This window comes from Streptomyces sp. SA15 (assembly GCF_002291145.1).
Lineage (GTDB): Bacteria > Actinomycetota > Actinomycetes > Streptomycetales > Streptomycetaceae > Streptomyces.
In genome coordinates this window covers 12,481-28,461 of sequence record NZ_NTGE01000211.1, presented here as the reverse complement: position 1 = coordinate 28,461, position 15,981 = coordinate 12,481, and the positions used below count along the sequence as shown (strand labels likewise).

The window sequence follows — 15,981 nt, the reverse complement described above, 5'->3', positions numbered from 1 at the left end:
CACTCGCCGAAGCAAACAAGCCATTCGCCTGACGAGTTAACCCGGTGTTTCCGGACTGGTGGTCGACCGCTGCCGACGAGCCGCTAGGATCACGGCATGGTTACGGCTTGGTCGCCCTGGCGCATGGTCAGGACCCGCTGCGGTGCGGGTCCGATGCTGCGCGTTCTGGCCCTGGCCGTGCTCCTGTTCGGTGTCCTCGTGACGCACGCCGTGCATGTGGAGAGTGCGGGCGGACACCTTTCCACCAGTGCAATGGCGCCTGCGGCACTATCATTCGACGACGTTCGCCATGCAGCCGTCGAGCTTGTGCCGCAGTTCGCCGCGGAACCCGGCGATCATCATGGCGGTCATGAGCCGACACAGCCTGGCGAGCGGTGCGTATCCGGGCAGCCTCAGCAGGGTTCTGTCCTGGTATCGCCCTGCTTTGCAGCGTCGGTTCGCGAATCAACCAGTGCCGACGACGCCTCCATCGTGCGAGTGCCTGCCGCTGGTAGGCCCTTGGACGGCGCCTCTCCTGCGGCTCTGAGAGCAGCCTCCGTGGTGCAGCAGGTCTAGGAGTACGGACTCCTTCAACCGACGAGCGTCGTATCCCGTGCTCATGATGGGTCGTCGCGTTCGTCGATGCCGTCCTGCCCCCACCCATGTCTGCGCCTTACTCCGTACTCGTCGGAGACGCGGCAGCAGCGCGGAGGACCTGTGCCGACACATTCCCGTATGCCTTCGCATGCCCCATGGGCCCCATGCGACCCACCTTTGCGGCGCCGACTCGTCTCGGCGATCCACGGCACCCTCGTGATGGTGTTCATGCTGTGCGCAGTCATGCATGGCGTGCCTGAGGAGACGCACAGGTCGGTGTCCGTCCCAGCCGCTTCTTCGGTGATGGCCGCGGGCGGGGAGACTCATGGGCCCCACGCTCCCCACGAGGCCGATGACTGCGCGTCGGACATGATCGTCCGTACAACGGCCCAGGCGGTGGAAGATCTCCCCCTCGCCGCTATGGCCATGGTCGTACTCGTCGCCGCGTCCATGCCGATGGGAAGACCCCTCGCACGGCATGAATCCCGCAGACGTCGCAGCGCACGCACCGGTCGCGTGGCGCTCGCCCGTACGTCTCGGTGGCGGATCTAGACCACTCGCCCGCAGCCGCCCGACCTCGTCGGCTGCCGCGTACCCATGGCCTGAACGCGGACCCACGGTCCGCCCTGTCGCCATGGGCCGCGAGATGAACCCGCACGTGCATTCATCTGCATTCATCGAGCGAGAGTGAAAACACAGACATGCAGTCATTGACCAAGGCCGCGGTCAACTCGGGCCAGTCCGCCCTGTCCGGGCTGGTGGGAAACACCCCGTTGCTCCGAGTGTCGGATCCGCTGGCCCCGGCCGGGCGTGGCTTCTGGGCCAAGCTCGAGGGATTCAACCCCGGCGGCATCAAGGACCGACCTGGGCTGCACATGGTGGAGCGGGCCCGGGCCCGCGGCGACCTGCGGCCCGGCGGACGGATCATCGAGTCCACGAGCGGCACCCTGGGCCTGGGACTGGCTCTGGCCGGGATGGTGTACGGCCACCCGGTCACCCTGGTCACCGATCCGGGGCTGGAGTTGTCCATGACCCGGCTGCTGACCGCGTACGGCGCCCAGGTCAACGTCGTCTCCGAGCCCCATCCCACGGGCGGTTGGCAGCAGGCCCGCCGCGAGCGCGTCCAGCGACTGTTGGAGCAGCACCCCGGCTCCTGGTGCCCGGACCAGTACAACAACCCCGACAACGTCGCCGCCTACACCCCACTGGCTCTTGAACTCGCCTCCGAGATGGGCCACATCGACGTGCTGGTGTGCAGCGTCGGCACCGGCGGCCACTCCGCGGGCATCTCCCGAGTCCTGCGCCAGCTCTACCCGGAGCTGACCGTCGTCGGTGTGGACACGACCGGCTCGACGATCTTCGGCCAGCCCGCGCGGCCCCGGCTGATGCGTGGACTCGGTTCCAGCATCCATCCCCGCAACGTCGCCTACGAGCAGTTCTCCGAGGTGCACTGGGTCGCCCCGCACGAGGCCGTGTGGACCTGCCGCCAACTGGCCGCGTCCCACTACGCCACCGGCGGGTGGAGCGTCGGCGCGGTCGCGCTGGTGGCCGGCTGGCTGGCCCGGACGATGCCCGCGGACGCGCGGATCGTCGTGATCTTCCCCGATGGCCCGCAGCGTTACCTGGGGACGGTCTACGACGACGACTACTGCGCCGCTCACGGCCTGCTGGACTCCCCACCGGCGCCCGAACCGGAGCTGATCGGCCGCCTGGACGAGAAGGAGGTCACCCGCTGGAGCCGGTGCACCACCGTGGCCGATCCCCTCACCCTGCAAGGCGCGGAAGGCGCAGAACAAGACGTCGCCGAGGACGCTCCGGGCGTCGAGTCCGACTCCTCGGAGGAGGGCCGGTGAAGGGGCTGCTCACCCAGGTTCGGTCGTACGAACGCAGCGTCCAGCTGTTGATGGTGAACCAGTTCACCATCAACCTCGGGTTCTACATGCTGATGCCCTATCTGGCCGCCCACCTCTCCGGAACGCTCGGGCTGGCCGGCTGGATCGTCGGTCTCGTCCTCGGCGTACGGAACTTCAGCCAGCAGGGGATGTTCCTGGTCGGCGGCACGCTCGCCGACCGGATCGGCTACAAGCCGATGATCGTCGCCGGGTGTGTGCTGCGCACCCTCGGCTTCGCGACGCTCGGACTGGTGGACTCCCTACCCGCGCTGCTCGCCGCCTCCGCGGCCACCGGACTGGCCGGGGCGCTGTTCAACCCGGCCGTTCGGGCGTACCTCGCGGCCGACGCGGGGGAGCGCAGGGTCGAGGCGTTCGCCCTGTTCAACGTGTTCTACCAGGCCGGCATCCTGCTGGGCCCGCTGGTGGGCATGGTGCTGACCGGAGTGGACTTCCGCATCACCTGCCTGGTGGCGGCCGGAATCTTCGCGCTGCTGAGCGTCGTACAGATCCGCGCGCTGCCCGCCCGGCGGGCCGAGGACGCCAAGCGGCAGGACAACGACGGCGGTCAGGGCGTGCTCGCCCAGTGGCGCGGCATCCTCGCCAACCGGCCGTTCCTGCTCTTCTCCATCGCCATGATCGGTTCGTACGTCCTGTCCTTCCAGGTCTATCTGGCGCTGCCGCTGGAGGTGCGTCGGCTCTGCGGCGACGGGGGGTTCGGCACGGCGGCGGTGGCGGTGCTCTTCGCCGTCTCCGGGCTGAGCACGATCCTCGGACAGACACGGGTGACGGCATGGTGCAAGGCGCGGTACGAGCCCGGGCAGGCGCTCGTGCGCGGGCTGGCGGCCATGGGTCTGGCCTTCGTCCCCCTGCTGCTCGCCACCGCCGTGCCCGTACCGGAGTCCCGGATCGGTCTGTGGCTGCTCGCGGCGGTTCCGCCGACGCTCGCCGCGCTGCTGCTGGCCGTCGGCACGATGATCGCCTACCCGTTCGAGATGGACACCATCGTCCGCCTCTCCGGTGACCGCCTCGTCGCCACCCACTACGGGCTGTACAACACGATCTGCGGCATCGGCATCACCGTCGGGAACCTCGGCACGGGCGCCGCGCTCGACGCCGCCCGGGCGGCCGGGATGCCCGCGCTGCCGTGGATCTCGCTGTTCGTGCTGGGCCTGGCGTGTGCGGCCGCCCTCTACGGCCTGTACCGCACCGGCCGACTGGCGGCGCCGCCCGCCTCCGAGCCGCTTCCCGCCACCGTCTGACCCACCGGCCCTCCGGCCCAGGGGCGGGGTACCGCACGGTGCCCCGCCTCTGCGGTGCCGTTTCTCAAGGTGAGGAGCCTTCCGTCGCGGCGTGCAGCGGGCCCGTCGAGTCGGCCAGGGTGTCGCTGCGGCGTGCGGCCAGGGTGACCATTCCCGCCACGCTATGCGTCCCGCGGGCCGTAGTGGTCCAGGAACATGGCGACGCCGCTGGTGATGAGACGGTCCGTCAGGTCCTCGTCGATGTGCGTGCCGTAGGAGCTGAAGACCATGTGGGGGAAGACCAGGAGCCCGTAGAACTGGATGATCGCCACCTGCAGGTCGGGGATCTCCAGTCGGCCTTGCTCGGTGAGGGCGCGCAGGGCGCCTGCGACCGCGGGATGGTGACTTTCCGTGCCGCGGTGCCTCCAGGCCTCGCCCAGTTCGGGGAAGCGGTGGAGTTCGGCGGCGACGAGGTTGCGCAGGGCGGTGACCTTGTGGTTGGTGCGGACGGCGTGGACCCAGGCGCGGGCCGCCTCGACGAGGGCGGCCCGCAGGTCCTCGGCCTCGGCCAGGCCCTCCAGCGCGGCGGACGACTCACCGGCGAGTGGCTCGTCGAGTGCGTCTGTGATGACTGCTGTGAACAGGGCTTCCTTGCTGCCGAAGTGGTTGTAGACGGTCACCTTGGACACGCCTGCCTCGGCGGCGATGGTGTCCATGCCTACGCCGAAGCCCTCTCGCAGGAACAGCTCGCGGGCGGCGCGCACGATGGCCTGCCGCTTGAGCTCCGCGCGAGGTCCGCTCGGGGGCCGCTTGACGTTCTCCACGCTCATGAGCCGACCCTAACACCCACCTGAACTGTACGGTCGAGTTCATATGAACTGAACGGTATGGTTCAGATTGGAGCGTCGGTCGAGCGAGGCCGTGCGCGAGAAAGGGGACCTGGTGCCTTCCGTGACTCATCCGGTGACCGCCCCACCGCAGACTGCCGACCCGCCGGCCCGACGATGGCTCACCCTCGCCGTCGTGAGCGTGAGCCTGCTGGTCGTCGGGCTCGACACCACCGTGCTGAACGTCGCCCTGCCCACACTCGTCGGAGAACTCGGAGCATCCACCAGCCAGTTGCAGTGGATCGTCGACAGTTATGCGCTGATGTCCGGCAGCCTGGTGCTGTTCTGCGGCAGCCTGGCGGACCGGCTCGGCCGTAAGTGGATCTTCATGTCCGGTCTGGCGCTGTTCACGGCGGCGTCCGTCGTCGCCGCGTACGCCGGTTCCGTCACCACTTTGGTTCTCGCGCGCGGAGCCATGGGCGTCGGCGAGGCGTTGATCATGCCGGCCACGCTCGCCGTCATCGGGAACGTCTTCCCGCGCGGGGCCGAACGCACCAAGGCGATAGGCATCTGGTCGGCGGCGGTCGGCGTCGGGACGGTGATCGGACCGATGGTCGGCGGCTGGCTGCTGAGCCACTACTGGTGGGGATCGGTGTTCCTGATCAACCTTCCCATAGGAATTGCGGGCCTGATCGCCGCCGCCCTGCTGGTGCCCGACTCCCGCGCTCCCGAGAGCGGGCGGCTGGACCCGGCCGGGGCCCTGCTGTCCGTCGTGGCCGTGGCGAGCGTGCTCTGGGCGGTCATCGAGGGGCCCGACCGCGGCTGGACGAGTTCCGCCGTGCTGGCGGCCTTCGCGGCGGGTGCCCTGCTGCTCGCCGCCTTCGTCGTCCGGCAGCGTCGGGCCGCGTCCCCGATGCTGCCGCCCAGGATCTTCCGGCACCGTGCGCTCGCGACCGGTGACCTGCTGGTCCTGCTGGGCGCGTTCGCGCTGATCGGCACGCTGTTCGTGGCTGTGCAGCACTTCCAGTTCGTCCTCGGGTACAGCGCCGGGCAGACCGGGGTGCGGCTCGGCCCCGCCGCGCTCGCGCTGCTGGTGGCCGGGCCACTGGCGGGCGTCCTCGCGCCGCGTCTCGGCATGCGTACGGTGTCGGCCGCCGGACTCGCCCTGCTGTCCGCGTCCGCCGCGGTGCTCGCCACCACCGGGGCGACGGACGGCTACGGCCGGGCTCTCGTGGCCATGCTGCTGCTGGGCGCGGGCGCCGGGTTCGTCATCACCGTGACCAGCGACGCCATCGTCGGCTCGCTGCCGGAAACGGACCTCGGCGTGGGCTCGGCCACCAACAGCGCCGCCATCCAACTCGGCGCGGCGAGCGGAGTCGCCGTCATGGGCAGCCTGCTGTCCGACCGCTACCGCGGCGGACTCGACGAGATCCCCGCTGCTGTTCCCGTTCCCGAGAGCCTCCTCGACTCCGCCAAGGAGTCCCTGGGTACCGCGCTCGCTCTCGCCGAGCGGCTGCCCGGCGACGCCGGAGCCGCCTTCGCCGAAGCCGCCCGCCACGCGTTCGTCGACGGCATGGGGCCGGCGATGTTCGCCGGGGCCGGTGTCACCGCGGCGGGCGTGCTCCTCGCTCTCCTGCTCGCGCCTTCGCGTGACGCCGACCCGACCGGAACCACTCGCCCGGAGGACCCGTCATGACCCACTCCGCAGCCGGTGCCCCGCACACGGCCGAACACGACCACCACCCGCCCGCCGACCCGCGCCGCTGGGCGGCACTCGCACTGATCTGCCTCGCGCAGTTCATGCTGATCCTCGACGTCACCGTCGTGAACGTCGCCTTGCCCGACATGGCGGCCGACCTCGATCTCGGCCGCGAGACTCTGACCTGGGTGGTCACCGTCTACACCCTCTGCTTCGGCGGGCTGATGCTGCTCGGCGGCCGACTCGCCGACGCACTCGGCGCCCGCCGCACTCTGCTGTCCGGACTCGCCCTCTTCACTGCCGCCTCACTGGTCACAGGTCTGGCCGAGAACGCCCCGACGCTGCTCGGCGGGCGCATCGGCCAGGGCGTCGGCGCCGCCCTGCTGTCTCCGGCCGCGCTCTCCCTCGTCACCATGAGCTTCCACGGCACCGAACGCAACAAGGCGCTCGGCGTCTGGGCGGCGATCGGCGGCACCGGCTCCGCGGCCGGCGTGCTGCTCGGCGGAGTCCTGACCGACGGGCCCGGCTGGGAGTGGGTGTTCTTCATCAATGTGCCGGTCGGGCTGCTCCTGCTGGTCGCCCTGCCCGCTTTCGTCCCGGCCCGTGCTCCGCAGCCCGCACGGCTCGACATCCCGGGCGCGCTGCTCGTGACCGCCGGCACCGCCGCCCTGATCTACGGCCTGGTCAAGGCGGGGGACACCGGCTGGGCGGACGCCTCGACCCTGCTGCCGCTGGCCGGTGCGGTGCTCGCGTACGCGGTCTTCGCGTGGGTCGAACGGGCCGGCCGGGCCCCGCTGATGGACCTGCGGATGTTCACCCGGCGGCCGGTACTCGCCGGGGCCTTCCTGATGCTGATCGCCACGGCCCTGCTGATCGCGTTCTTCTTCCTGGGCTCCGTCTATCTGCAGCACGCCCGGGACTTCAGCCCGCTGAGGACCGGGCTGGTGTTCCTGCCCGTCGCCGTGGCCACCGGCATCGGCGCCCACCTCGGGTCCCGGCTGGTCGGCCGGATCGGCAGCCGCCCGACCGCTGTCGCGGGCATGCTCGTCGCGGCCGTCGGAAGCATCCCGCTGACCCGGCTGTCGGAGACCGGCAGCGTGTACGCCGGGCTCCTGCCGGGCTTCGTGATCGCCTCCCTGGGCATCGGAGCCGTGTTCGTCACCGCCACGACGACCGCGCTGGCCATGGTGGAGCACCGGGAGGCGGGGCTCGCCTCCGGGGTCGTCAACACGTTCCACGAGGTGGGTGGTTCGATCGGCGTCGCCGTCGTCTCGACCGTCGCGGCCTCGGGCTTCGAGCGAGGCGCGGTGGGTGGCTTCGCCGACGCGTTCACGGTGTGTGCCGTGGCAGCCGGTGCCGGCGCCGTCGTCGCCCTGGGCCTCGTACCGCGCGGCAAGCCGCAGTCGACCGGCGGCCCGCACGTGCACTGACCAGGATGGGCCACCGACCAGGAGCAACCAGCCCTGAGCGGTTTCCGGGTGCCGGGAGCCGCAGATGCGTCCGAGCCATGACGCGGCCTGCTGGAACGGCGGTGGAGGGCGGGAATCCCGTGATCATCCAGGGCGTTGCACCGCTCGTGATCAGCAGCACTGCGAAAGGCTCCCATGCGCGCCATACGGATCGCTCGTTTCGGCGGACCCGAAGTCCTCGGGGTCGTAGATGCCCCCGAGCCTGAACAAGGCGCCGGTGATGTGCTGATCCGTACCGTCGCGACCAGCATCAACCCCGTCGACGACAAGACGCGGGAGGGCGCCATCGGTGAGGGGACGCCGCCGCTGCCGATGACGCTCGGGTGGGATCTCGCAGGCATCGTGGTCGACGGCGGCTCCAGTGGCCTGCGTCCCGGGGAGCGCGTCATCGCGATGTCGCACCAACTCAGCACCGGTCGGGGGACCTGGGCCGACCTGGTGGCGCTTCCGGCGCATTGCCTCGCACCAGCACCGCAGGCCGTCAGTCTGGTGGAGGCGGCCACCTTGCCACTGCCCGGACTGGCCGCCCTGCAGACCCTGGACTGGCTCGCGCTGTCCGCCGGTGAACGGCTGCTCATCGCCGGAGCCGCGGGCGCGGTCGGAGGACTGGCGTTGCAAATCGCCCACGCACGAGGCGTCCGGGTGGACGCTCTGGTGTCCCGCGACGCACACACCGGCTTCGCCCGCGCACACGGCGCCGAACTCGCCACCACCGACCGGAACGCTCTCCAAGACCGCGGCTACGACGCGGTCTTCGACACCTTCGGGGCCTTCGTGACCGAAGCGGTGTCCGACGGCGGCCGGTACGCGTCGGTCGCCACCCAGGCCGGTCCCGTCCCCGACCTGTCATCGCGAGACGTCCGCACCACGGTCAACCAGGTGCGCGAGGACGGCGTAGGGCTGGGCCGGCTGACCAAGCTCGTCGATCGCGGCTCGCTGCGACTGCGCATGCACTCCGCCTTCGGCCTTCACGAGATCCAAGCCGCTCATGAACGCTTCGTACAGGGCGACTTGGAGGGAAAGATCACGGTGACCTTCTGAGCCTGTCACCTGTCTTCCGGCCCTTGGACGGGGCGGGAAGACATGGCTGCCCTTCCAGCAGCACCGCCGTCCGCAGCCCGCGCAGCAGTTCCGCCCGCCGGTTCACCGGCTCTCGCCGCCGACGAGCTCGTAGCCGGCCTCGTCGACCGCGGCGGCGACGGCGGCGGGATCCAGCCGCTGCTCGCTGGTCACCGTGACCTTGCCCGACGGCAGATCCACCTGGACGTCCTCGACTCCGGGGAGGCCGTTGAGTTCGGTGCTGACGGCCTGGACGCAGTGATCGCACGTCATGCCCTTGACGTCGTACACGTTCCGAACCATGTGCTTGCTCCCTCCGAAGAGGGGCATCATGGTACCCCTAGGGGGTAACGTGTTTCTGGAGGTAGGAGTGTTCCGGCGGCTTTCCAACCACTAATGTCCTTAGTGGAAGGGTGCTTTGGTTGCCTCACCCCGTGCCAAGAGTGGAGGTCGGCGGGATGGACGCATGGCGGCCGATGCTGGTTCTTCTCGGCGTGGTCGGGGCCGGTCTGGCTGCCCTGTACGGCCTGGGGCTTTGGCTGGCGGCAGCACGGACTCCCCTCGAAACGGGTCCTTTCGCCGGGGGCCTCGAGCCGGGCCAGCACGCCGTGTCCCGGTTCCATGTGCGCTGGTACGCGGTCACCATGATCTTTCTGGCCTTCGACATGGAGATGCTGTTCATGTACCCGTGGGTGAAGGTCGTCTCGGAGGTGGGGACCACGGCCGTCGTGGAGATGTTCCTCTTCCTGGGGATCCTGTTCGCGGCGGTGGCCTACGCCTGGCGTGAGGGGGCCCTGAGGTGGACCTGAGGGGCATTCTGCGGCGTACGGCGATGCAGCGCCCGGCGGTGTTGGCGATCGCTCTGCCCGGAGCGACGGAAGTCCGGATGGCGGTGGAGGCGGGGGTGCGTCGGCAGGGTTGGCCGATGGCGGGCGCCCCGGCCGCCGCCGACCTGCTGGTCGTCTGCGGCTTTCCGGAGCCGGGGGACGCGGAGTGGCTGGACGGCATCGAGCGGTCGATGCCGGAGCCGGCCCTGCGGATCCTGGTGCAGGAGACCGAGCAGGTCGCGCACGCGCTCGACATCGCGCGGAGGGATCTGGCGGACAGGGCGGTGAGTCCGGGTGAGGCCGACGCGGGCGACCAGCAGGAGGTTGTCAGGGGCGAGACTGGCGGCCATCGCATCGATCACGAAGCCCATTCCGGCCATATGGATCACATGGGTCACGACATGCACGCCATGGGTGAGGTCGCAGGCCTGCCGATGGCCGAACGGGGGGACGACCGGGACGAGTTGAGGCTCGATCAACTGCACGTGCCGATCGGCCCCGGCCTGACCGACTGGCCAGCGGGGCTCATTCTCCGCCTCACCCTGCAAGGAGACGTCGTACAGGGCGTCGACGTGGACCATCTGCCCGTACCGTCCGGCCCTCGACTGCCCTTCTGGGACGAGCCGTGGCTGTGGGCCGCGCAGGGCGAGGAGATCACCCGGGGGAGTGCGGCGCGTCGGCGCTGTGCCTCGCATCTGGACAGTGCGGGACGGCTCCTCGCTGTCGTCGGCTGGGACGACGCCGCAGCGCGGTGCCGTCGGCTGCGGGACGAGCTGCTGTCGGGGGCGTCGCGGGAGAAGATCAGCGCGGATCTGCGCGGGGCACTGCGCAGGGTGGAGCGCTCGCGCACCCTACGCTGGTCGATCGCCGGGCTGGGGGAGTTGTCGTCGTCCAGAGCACGGGCGGCAGGAGTGACCGGACCGGCGCTCGCTGCGGACGGGGACGCCTATGACCGGCTGCGGATGTGGCTGGGCGAGATCGGGCGTGGCGTCGAGGGTCTCGATGACGAGCGGCCTTTGACGCCGGACGAGCTCACCGGCCCGCGCGGGCGGCTCGACGGAGCGCCGCCGCCGTCGCGGGCGCTGCTCGACATCCTTCCGGAGTTGCTGACCGGCGCCGAGTTCGCCTGCGCACGGATCATCGTCGCCAGCCTCGACCCCGACATCGAGGAACTCGCGCCCGTGTCCGGGGCGGCTCATGTCTGATGCCGCGCCTCTGTGGGCGACCGTCATCCTTCCTGTCGCGCTGGCGGTGGCCGCCGTGGTCACGGCCGGGTTCGACGCGGTGCTGTCCGGGTCGGCCGAGCGCGGTCCCGCCGGGAGCGTCCGGGAGGCCGGGCTACGTGCCGTGGCCCCGTTACGGGAAGCCCTGCGGCTGCTCGTCCAGCAGCCGCGCCGTACGACGGCCGCTGACCGGCTGCTCGGAAGGCTGGGCGTGGTGCTGGTCCCGGTGGCCGCGGTGCTCGCGGGTGCCGTACTGCCGTGGGGCTTCCGTTCCGTGAGCGATCCGTCGGTCGGCATCGTGTGGTTCAACGCCATGGAGGCGCTGGCCTGGGCGGCGGTGTGGCTGGCGGGCTGGGGGCCGAACTCGGCGCTGTCGCTGATCGGCGGGTACCGGTTCCTCGCGCAGGGACTGGCGTACGAGCTTCCGCACATGTTCGCCATCACCACCGCCGCGCTCGGTGCCGAGTCCCTGCGGGTCGGTGACGTGGTCACGGCTCAGGACGGCCTGTGGTTCGCGGTGTGGATGCCTGTGGCGTTCTTGGTCTATCTGCTGAGCGCGCTCGCGATGGCGTTCTGGGGGCCGTTCGAGCATCCGCTGTCGCGGGACGCGGCCGGTGGCGCCGCCGCCGAACTGGCGGGCGTGGACCGGCTGGTGTTCCTGGGCGGGCGGTGGCTGCTGCTCGTGGTGACCGCCGGCTTCAGCGTCCCGCTGTTCCTCGGCGGAGGGCACGGACCGCTGCTGCCGGGCTGGGCGTGGACGTTGCTCAAGACCGCGGCGGTGCTGGCGCTGCTGGTGGCCGGGCGCCGGCTGCTGCCCACGTTGCGGATGGAGCGGTACATGGAGCTGGCGTGGATGGTGCTGGTACCGCTGACGCTGCTTCAGGCGCTGGTCGTGGCCGTCGTCGTCCTGAACCGATGAGCGAGGTGATGGCCGTGCTTGACGTTGACGACGTGATCTTCTGGGTGCTCGCCCTGCTGGCGGTGGCCAGTGGCGTCATGGTGTTCCGGTACGACTCCATGGCCCGGGCGACGTACGCGCTGCTGACTTCACTGCTGTGCGTGGGCGGTGAGGTGCTGCTGCTCGGGCTGGACTATCTCGGGGTCGTGATCGTGCTGATGATGACCATCGAGATGGCCATCATGGCCGTGTTCATGGTGATGTACATGATGAACCCGGCCGGGCTCATGCCGATGACCATGGTCCACAACAAGAAGGGCGCGGCCGTGATCTGCGCGGCGGTCTTCGCCGTACTCGCCGCGGGCATCCTGCTCGCCCCGTGGCCGTCCCGGCGCGGCAGGCCGTCGGCCGATCCGACCATGGACCTGGGCATGTCGCTGATGGGGCCGCAGATGCTCACCATGATGACCCTGGGACTCGCCCTGTTCGCCACCATCGTCGCCACCGTCGTCCTGGCCACCCGCCGGGGCCGCTACGACCGGTTCGGCGACGACCTGAAGGCACGTACTGCCGAGGACCCCGTGCGGGGAGGGCTGGGCCGGTGAGCCTTGAACTCTTTTTGCTGCTCGCCGCGGCTCTGTTCAGTATCGGGCTGTTCGGCGCCCTCACCCAGCAGTCGATCGTGATGCTGATGATGGGTCTGGAGCTGATGCTGGGCGGCGTCATCGTCGGTGCGGCGGCCGTCTGGCACTACGTCGCCCCTGCCACCGCCGACGGACAGGTGCTGGTGGTCCTCGCCGTCACGGTGATGGCGGTGGAGATGGCCGTCGGGTTCGCCGTGGTCACCGCGCTCTTCCGGGCTCGTGAGGTCGACATGACCGACATGGCGGCGGAGTTGAAGGAGTGAGCGCGCTGCTGTGGGCGCTCGTCGCGCTGCCGCTGACGGTGGGGACGCTGCTGGCGGTCGCCGGCCGTCCCGTGGACCGGTACGCCCCCGGTGTCGCGGTCGGCACGGCCGTCGCCGCGTTCGGCCTCGCCGTCACCGTGGCGTTCGAGCACCCGCGGGCCGAGGCGCCGCTGCTCGAAGGGCTCCCCGCCGGGCTCGCGGTCGACGGGTTGTCGGGCCTCATGGTCGTGACCGTCACGGCGGTCACCGCGGCCGTCCTCCTGTTCAGCGTCGAGGACATCGGACCGGGCGAGGCCCGTGCCCGCTTCTTCGGGCTGATGCTGGTGTTCAGCGGTGCGATGCTGACCACGGTCACCGCGACCACGCTGCCGGTCCTGCTGATGGCGTGGGAGGCCATGGGGGCCGCCTCCTGGGCGCTGATCGGCTACTGGTGGCGTGACCCGGAGCGCGGCGATGCCGCCAATACGGCCTTCCTCACCACTCGCGCCGCCGACCTCGGCCTCTATCTGGCCGCCGGGGCGGCGCTGGCCGGCGGACAGGCCGGCTCCCTCGCCCTCGACGAACTCCCGGACACGACCGGCGCGTGGTCCGCCCTCGTCACCGCCGGCGTCATCGCGGCCGCGTTCGGCAAGTCGGCCCAACTGCCCTTCAGCTTCTGGCTGTCCAGGGCCATGCAGGGCCCGAGCCCGGTCTCGGCCCTGCTGCACTCGGCGACCATGGTCGTGGCCGGGGCGTATCTGCTGCTTCGGCTGGAGCCGCTGCTCGCACAGTCGGGTTGGGGTGGGCATGTGGTGGCGTGGACGGGTGCGCTGACGGCGGTCGTGCTCGGCCTGGTCGCCGTGGCGCAGACCGACCTCAAGCAGCTGCTCGCCGCCTCGACCTGCGCCCAGATCGGCTTCATGGTGCTCGCCGCCGGGACCGGCGCGGTCACCGGCGGAACCCTCCAGCTCATCGCGCACGCCGCCGCGAAGAGCCTGGCCTTCCTCGTCGCGGGCGCCTGGCTGACAACCCTCGGCACCAAGGCGCTTCCCGCCCTGCGCGGCGCGGCCCGGCGGCATCGCACGGCCGGGATCACCTTCAGTGTGGCGGCGCTGGCCCTCGCCGGAGTTCCGCCGCTGGCGCTGTGGGCGGCCAAGGACGTACTGCTTGCCGGCGCTCTGGAAGACAACGCGGCCCTGTACGTCACCGGTTCGGCCGCCGCCGTCATCTCCGCTGTCTACAGCGCCAAGGCGCTGTGGTTCGTCTGGCAGCCCGCTTCCGCGACTAACGACCGTACCCAGGAGCCGCTGCCGTACGCGACGCGACTGCCGCTGGTGACCCTGGCCGTCGCCTGTGCCGCCCTGACCGTCACGTCCTTCCCGCCCGTACGGGACGCCGTCGAGCGGGTGCTCGGCGGCGGGACACAACCTGCCCCACAGGCATGGGAGTTCGCCCTGTCAGGCGCGCTCGCGGTCGCCGTCTCCGCCGTGGTCTGGATCCGCGGCCCCCAACTCCTCACCGTGCCCGGCCGGATCACCGCCTGGGCGTCGGACTGGCTCCGCCTGGAGAACGCGGCACGCACGTTCCTGGTGCGCCCGGTCGTGCGCCTCACCGACGCGCTCGCCGCCTTCGACGACCGGGTGCTGGACCGCGCCGTCGAAGGCACCGCCCGCGGCTCGGTCCGGCTGGCCCAATGGACCAACGGCCAGGTGGAGCGGATCGTTGACGGCTCCGTTGAGGGCGTGGCGGGCGGTGCCCGGGCGCTCGGACGCTGGGCACGCAGGCCGCAGACGGGGCAGCTGCACCAGTACCTCGCCCAGGCGGTCGCCGCCTTCACCGTCCTCGCCGTCGTCCTCGTCCTCGTGAGGTGACCGCCGTGCTCACGGCCATCGTCCTGCTCCCGACCGCCATGGCGGCCCTCCTGCTGTGCGTGCCCCGCAGCGCGCCCCGCGTCCTGGTCTTGTCGGCGTGGGCGGCGACCACGGCCGCCGAGCTGGTGCTGACCGTGATCGTCTGGTCGGGCTACCGGGCCGACGGCGGGATGCAGTACGAGACCCGGGCGCGCTGGATCCCCAGTGCGGGCATCAGCTACCACGTCGGCGTCGACGGACTGTCCCTGCCGCTGGTGGCCGTCACCTGCGTACTGTTCCTCGCCTGCGCGCTGTACGCGTGGCGCGAGACGCGGCGGGTCAGGGAGTTCGCGGCGCTGTTCCTCTTTCTGCAGACGACGTGCCTCGGCCTGTTTGTCGCCCTGGACCTGATCCTGTTCTTCGTCTTCTTCGACCTGTCCATCGTGGCGATGTACTTCATCATCGCCGGGTGGGGGCACAAGGGCGCCGCCCGCGCCGCGCTGAAGTTCTTCCTCTACACCTTCATCGGCTCCCTCGCCCTGCTGCTCGGCTTCATCGGCCTCTACCTGGCCGCCGACCCGCACACCTTCGACATCGTCGACCTGACCCGCGCCAATCCCCTGGCCGGACGCTCCACTTACGGCGCCCTCGTCCTCCTCGCCATCGCCGTCGGGCTGGCGGTGAAGACTCCGACCGTGCCCTTCCACACCTGGCTGCCGCCCGCCCACACCGACGCCCCGGCCGCCGGGTCGGCGATCCTCGCCGGCGTGCTGCTGAAGATGGGCACGTACGGCTTCCTGCGCATCGCCATGCCCGTGCTGCCCGACGCCTGGCGCGACTACGCCATCGTCTTCGTCGTCGTGGGCGTGATCTCGGTGCTGTACGGAGCACTGGTCGCCCTTGCCCAGAACGACTTCAAGCGGATGGTCGCCTACACATCCGTGAATCACATGGGCTACATCGTCCTGGCGATCGGCGCGGCAGGGGCCGTCGGCGCCGGCCAGGAGGAGGCCCGCCGCCTTGCCGTCACCGGCTCGGTCTTCCAGATGGTGAGCCACGCCCTGCTGACCGGCGCGCTGTTCCTGCTGTCCGGCGTGCTGTACGAGCGCGGGCGTACGTACGAGATGTCCGCGTACTCGGGTGTCGCCGAGCGGGCACCCGTCTTCGCCGCGCTGACCGGCGTCGCCGCCTTCGCCTCGCTCGGGCTGCCAGGGTTCTCCGGCTTCATCGCCGAGTTCCAGATCCTCACTGGGAGCCTGGGACCGGAGCCGGTCGCCACCGGCCTGGCCGTCCTCGGGATCCTGCTCACAGCGGGCCTGTTCCTGCGCGCCCTGCAACAGGTCTTCCTCGGGCCACTGCGGCTGCCCGCCGCCGCGCCCGGTGCCGACCGGCCGTTCCCCGACATCCGCCTCCATGAAGGACTCGCGATCGTCCCCCTGCTGGCGCTGGGGGTTGTCCTCGGCCTCGCACCCCGCTTCGTCCTCGACGTCATCGAACCGGCCTCCCGCGCCGTGCTGGAGCTGCTGGCGCGATGAAC

General features: G+C 70.7%; 14 protein-coding genes. 12 read left to right on the top strand and 2 right to left on the bottom strand.

The window, feature by feature from the left end; all coding sequences use genetic code 11:
* Positions 1-1,277: 1,277 nt before the first annotated feature.
* Complete coding sequence (locus CLM62_RS44910; RefSeq protein WP_095755675.1) at positions 1,278-2,429, top strand: PLP-dependent cysteine synthase family protein; 1,152 nt, start codon at positions 1,278-1,280, stop codon at positions 2,427-2,429.
* Entirely contained in the window at positions 2,426-3,727 is a 1,302-nt protein-coding gene (locus CLM62_RS44905; protein ID WP_095755674.1) for an MFS transporter, read from the top strand. Before CLM62_RS44910 ends, CLM62_RS44905 begins: the two co-directional genes overlap by 4 nt.
* Before the next feature lie 161 nt (positions 3,728-3,888).
* Here CLM62_RS44905 and CLM62_RS44900 read toward each other — a convergent pair whose 3' ends face one another.
* Positions 3,889-4,536: a TetR/AcrR family transcriptional regulator gene (locus tag CLM62_RS44900; protein ID WP_095755673.1), complete on the bottom strand. Its 648-nt coding sequence runs from the start codon at positions 4,534-4,536 to the stop codon at positions 3,889-3,891.
* Positions 4,537-4,729: 193 nt separating this feature from the next.
* Between CLM62_RS44900 and CLM62_RS44895 the strand changes: the two genes are divergently transcribed.
* The 3 genes from CLM62_RS44895 (at position 4,730) to CLM62_RS44885 (ending at position 8,742) form a co-directional block, all read left to right on the top strand.
* Entirely contained in the window at positions 4,730-6,229 is a 1,500-nt protein-coding gene (locus CLM62_RS44895; protein WP_179382492.1) for a DHA2 family efflux MFS transporter permease subunit, read from the top strand.
* Entirely contained in the window at positions 6,226-7,662 is a 1,437-nt protein-coding gene (locus CLM62_RS44890; protein WP_095755671.1) for an MFS transporter, read from the top strand. Before CLM62_RS44895 ends, CLM62_RS44890 begins: the two co-directional genes overlap by 4 nt.
* A gap of 261 nt (positions 7,663-7,923) precedes the next feature.
* Positions 7,924-8,742, top strand: a complete 819-nt coding sequence (locus CLM62_RS44885; RefSeq protein ID WP_257004464.1) for an NADP-dependent oxidoreductase — start codon at positions 7,924-7,926, stop codon at positions 8,740-8,742.
* 102 nt (positions 8,743-8,844) lie between these two features.
* Here the strand turns inward: CLM62_RS44885 and CLM62_RS44880 are convergent, their stop codons facing one another.
* Entirely contained in the window at positions 8,845-9,063 is a 219-nt protein-coding gene (locus tag CLM62_RS44880; RefSeq protein WP_095755669.1) for a heavy-metal-associated domain-containing protein, read from the bottom strand.
* Positions 9,064-9,218: 155 nt separating this feature from the next.
* Between CLM62_RS44880 and CLM62_RS44875 the strand changes: the two genes are divergently transcribed.
* From CLM62_RS44875 to CLM62_RS44845, 7 genes are all read left to right on the top strand, one after another.
* Positions 9,219-9,569, top strand: a complete 351-nt coding sequence (locus tag CLM62_RS44875) for an NADH-quinone oxidoreductase subunit A (RefSeq protein ID WP_095755790.1) — start codon at positions 9,219-9,221, stop codon at positions 9,567-9,569.
* Positions 9,560-10,792: a hypothetical protein gene (locus CLM62_RS44870; protein ID WP_095755668.1), complete on the top strand. Its 1,233-nt coding sequence runs from the start codon at positions 9,560-9,562 to the stop codon at positions 10,790-10,792. Before CLM62_RS44875 ends, CLM62_RS44870 begins: the two co-directional genes overlap by 10 nt.
* Positions 10,785-11,729, top strand: coding sequence for an NADH-quinone oxidoreductase subunit H (locus tag CLM62_RS44865; protein ID WP_095755667.1), 945 nt, complete (start codon positions 10,785-10,787; stop codon positions 11,727-11,729). The genes CLM62_RS44870 and CLM62_RS44865 overlap by 8 nt, the downstream gene beginning before the upstream one ends.
* Positions 11,730-11,806: 77 nt before the next feature.
* Complete coding sequence (locus CLM62_RS44860; protein WP_373559249.1) at positions 11,807-12,313, top strand: NADH-quinone oxidoreductase subunit J; 507 nt, start codon at positions 11,807-11,809, stop codon at positions 12,311-12,313.
* On the top strand, positions 12,310-12,615 hold the full coding sequence (gene nuoK, locus CLM62_RS44855; protein WP_095755665.1) for an NADH-quinone oxidoreductase subunit NuoK: 306 nt from the start codon (positions 12,310-12,312) through the stop codon (positions 12,613-12,615). The genes CLM62_RS44860 and nuoK overlap by 4 nt, the downstream gene beginning before the upstream one ends.
* Positions 12,612-14,465, top strand: a complete 1,854-nt coding sequence (locus CLM62_RS44850) for an NADH-quinone oxidoreductase subunit L (RefSeq protein ID WP_095755664.1) — start codon at positions 12,612-12,614, stop codon at positions 14,463-14,465. The genes nuoK and CLM62_RS44850 overlap by 4 nt, the downstream gene beginning before the upstream one ends.
* A 5-nt stretch (positions 14,466-14,470) precedes the next feature.
* Entirely contained in the window at positions 14,471-15,979 is a 1,509-nt protein-coding gene (locus CLM62_RS44845; protein ID WP_179382491.1) for an NADH-quinone oxidoreductase subunit M, read from the top strand.
* Positions 15,980-15,981: the final 2 nt, after the last annotated feature.

Bases quoted from the DNA above. Each gene is read 5' to 3' on its own strand.
- CLM62_RS44880 (WP_095755669.1), bottom strand. From the start codon at position 9,063: ATGGTTCGGAACGTGTACGACGTCAAGGGCATGACGTGCGATCACTGC.
- CLM62_RS44860 (WP_373559249.1), top strand. From the start codon at position 11,807: ATGGTGTTCCGGTACGACTCCATGGCCCGGGCGACGTACGCGCTGCTG.
- CLM62_RS44890 (WP_095755671.1), top strand. From the start codon at position 6,226: ATGACCCACTCCGCAGCCGGTGCCCCGCACACGGCCGAACACGACCAC.
- CLM62_RS44910 (WP_095755675.1), top strand. From the start codon at position 1,278: ATGCAGTCATTGACCAAGGCCGCGGTCAACTCGGGCCAGTCCGCCCTG.
- CLM62_RS44875 (WP_095755790.1), top strand. From the start codon at position 9,219: ATGGACGCATGGCGGCCGATGCTGGTTCTTCTCGGCGTGGTCGGGGCC.
- CLM62_RS44865 (WP_095755667.1), top strand. From the start codon at position 10,785: ATGTCTGATGCCGCGCCTCTGTGGGCGACCGTCATCCTTCCTGTCGCG.
- CLM62_RS44900 (WP_095755673.1), bottom strand. From the start codon at position 4,536: ATGAGCGTGGAGAACGTCAAGCGGCCCCCGAGCGGACCTCGCGCGGAG.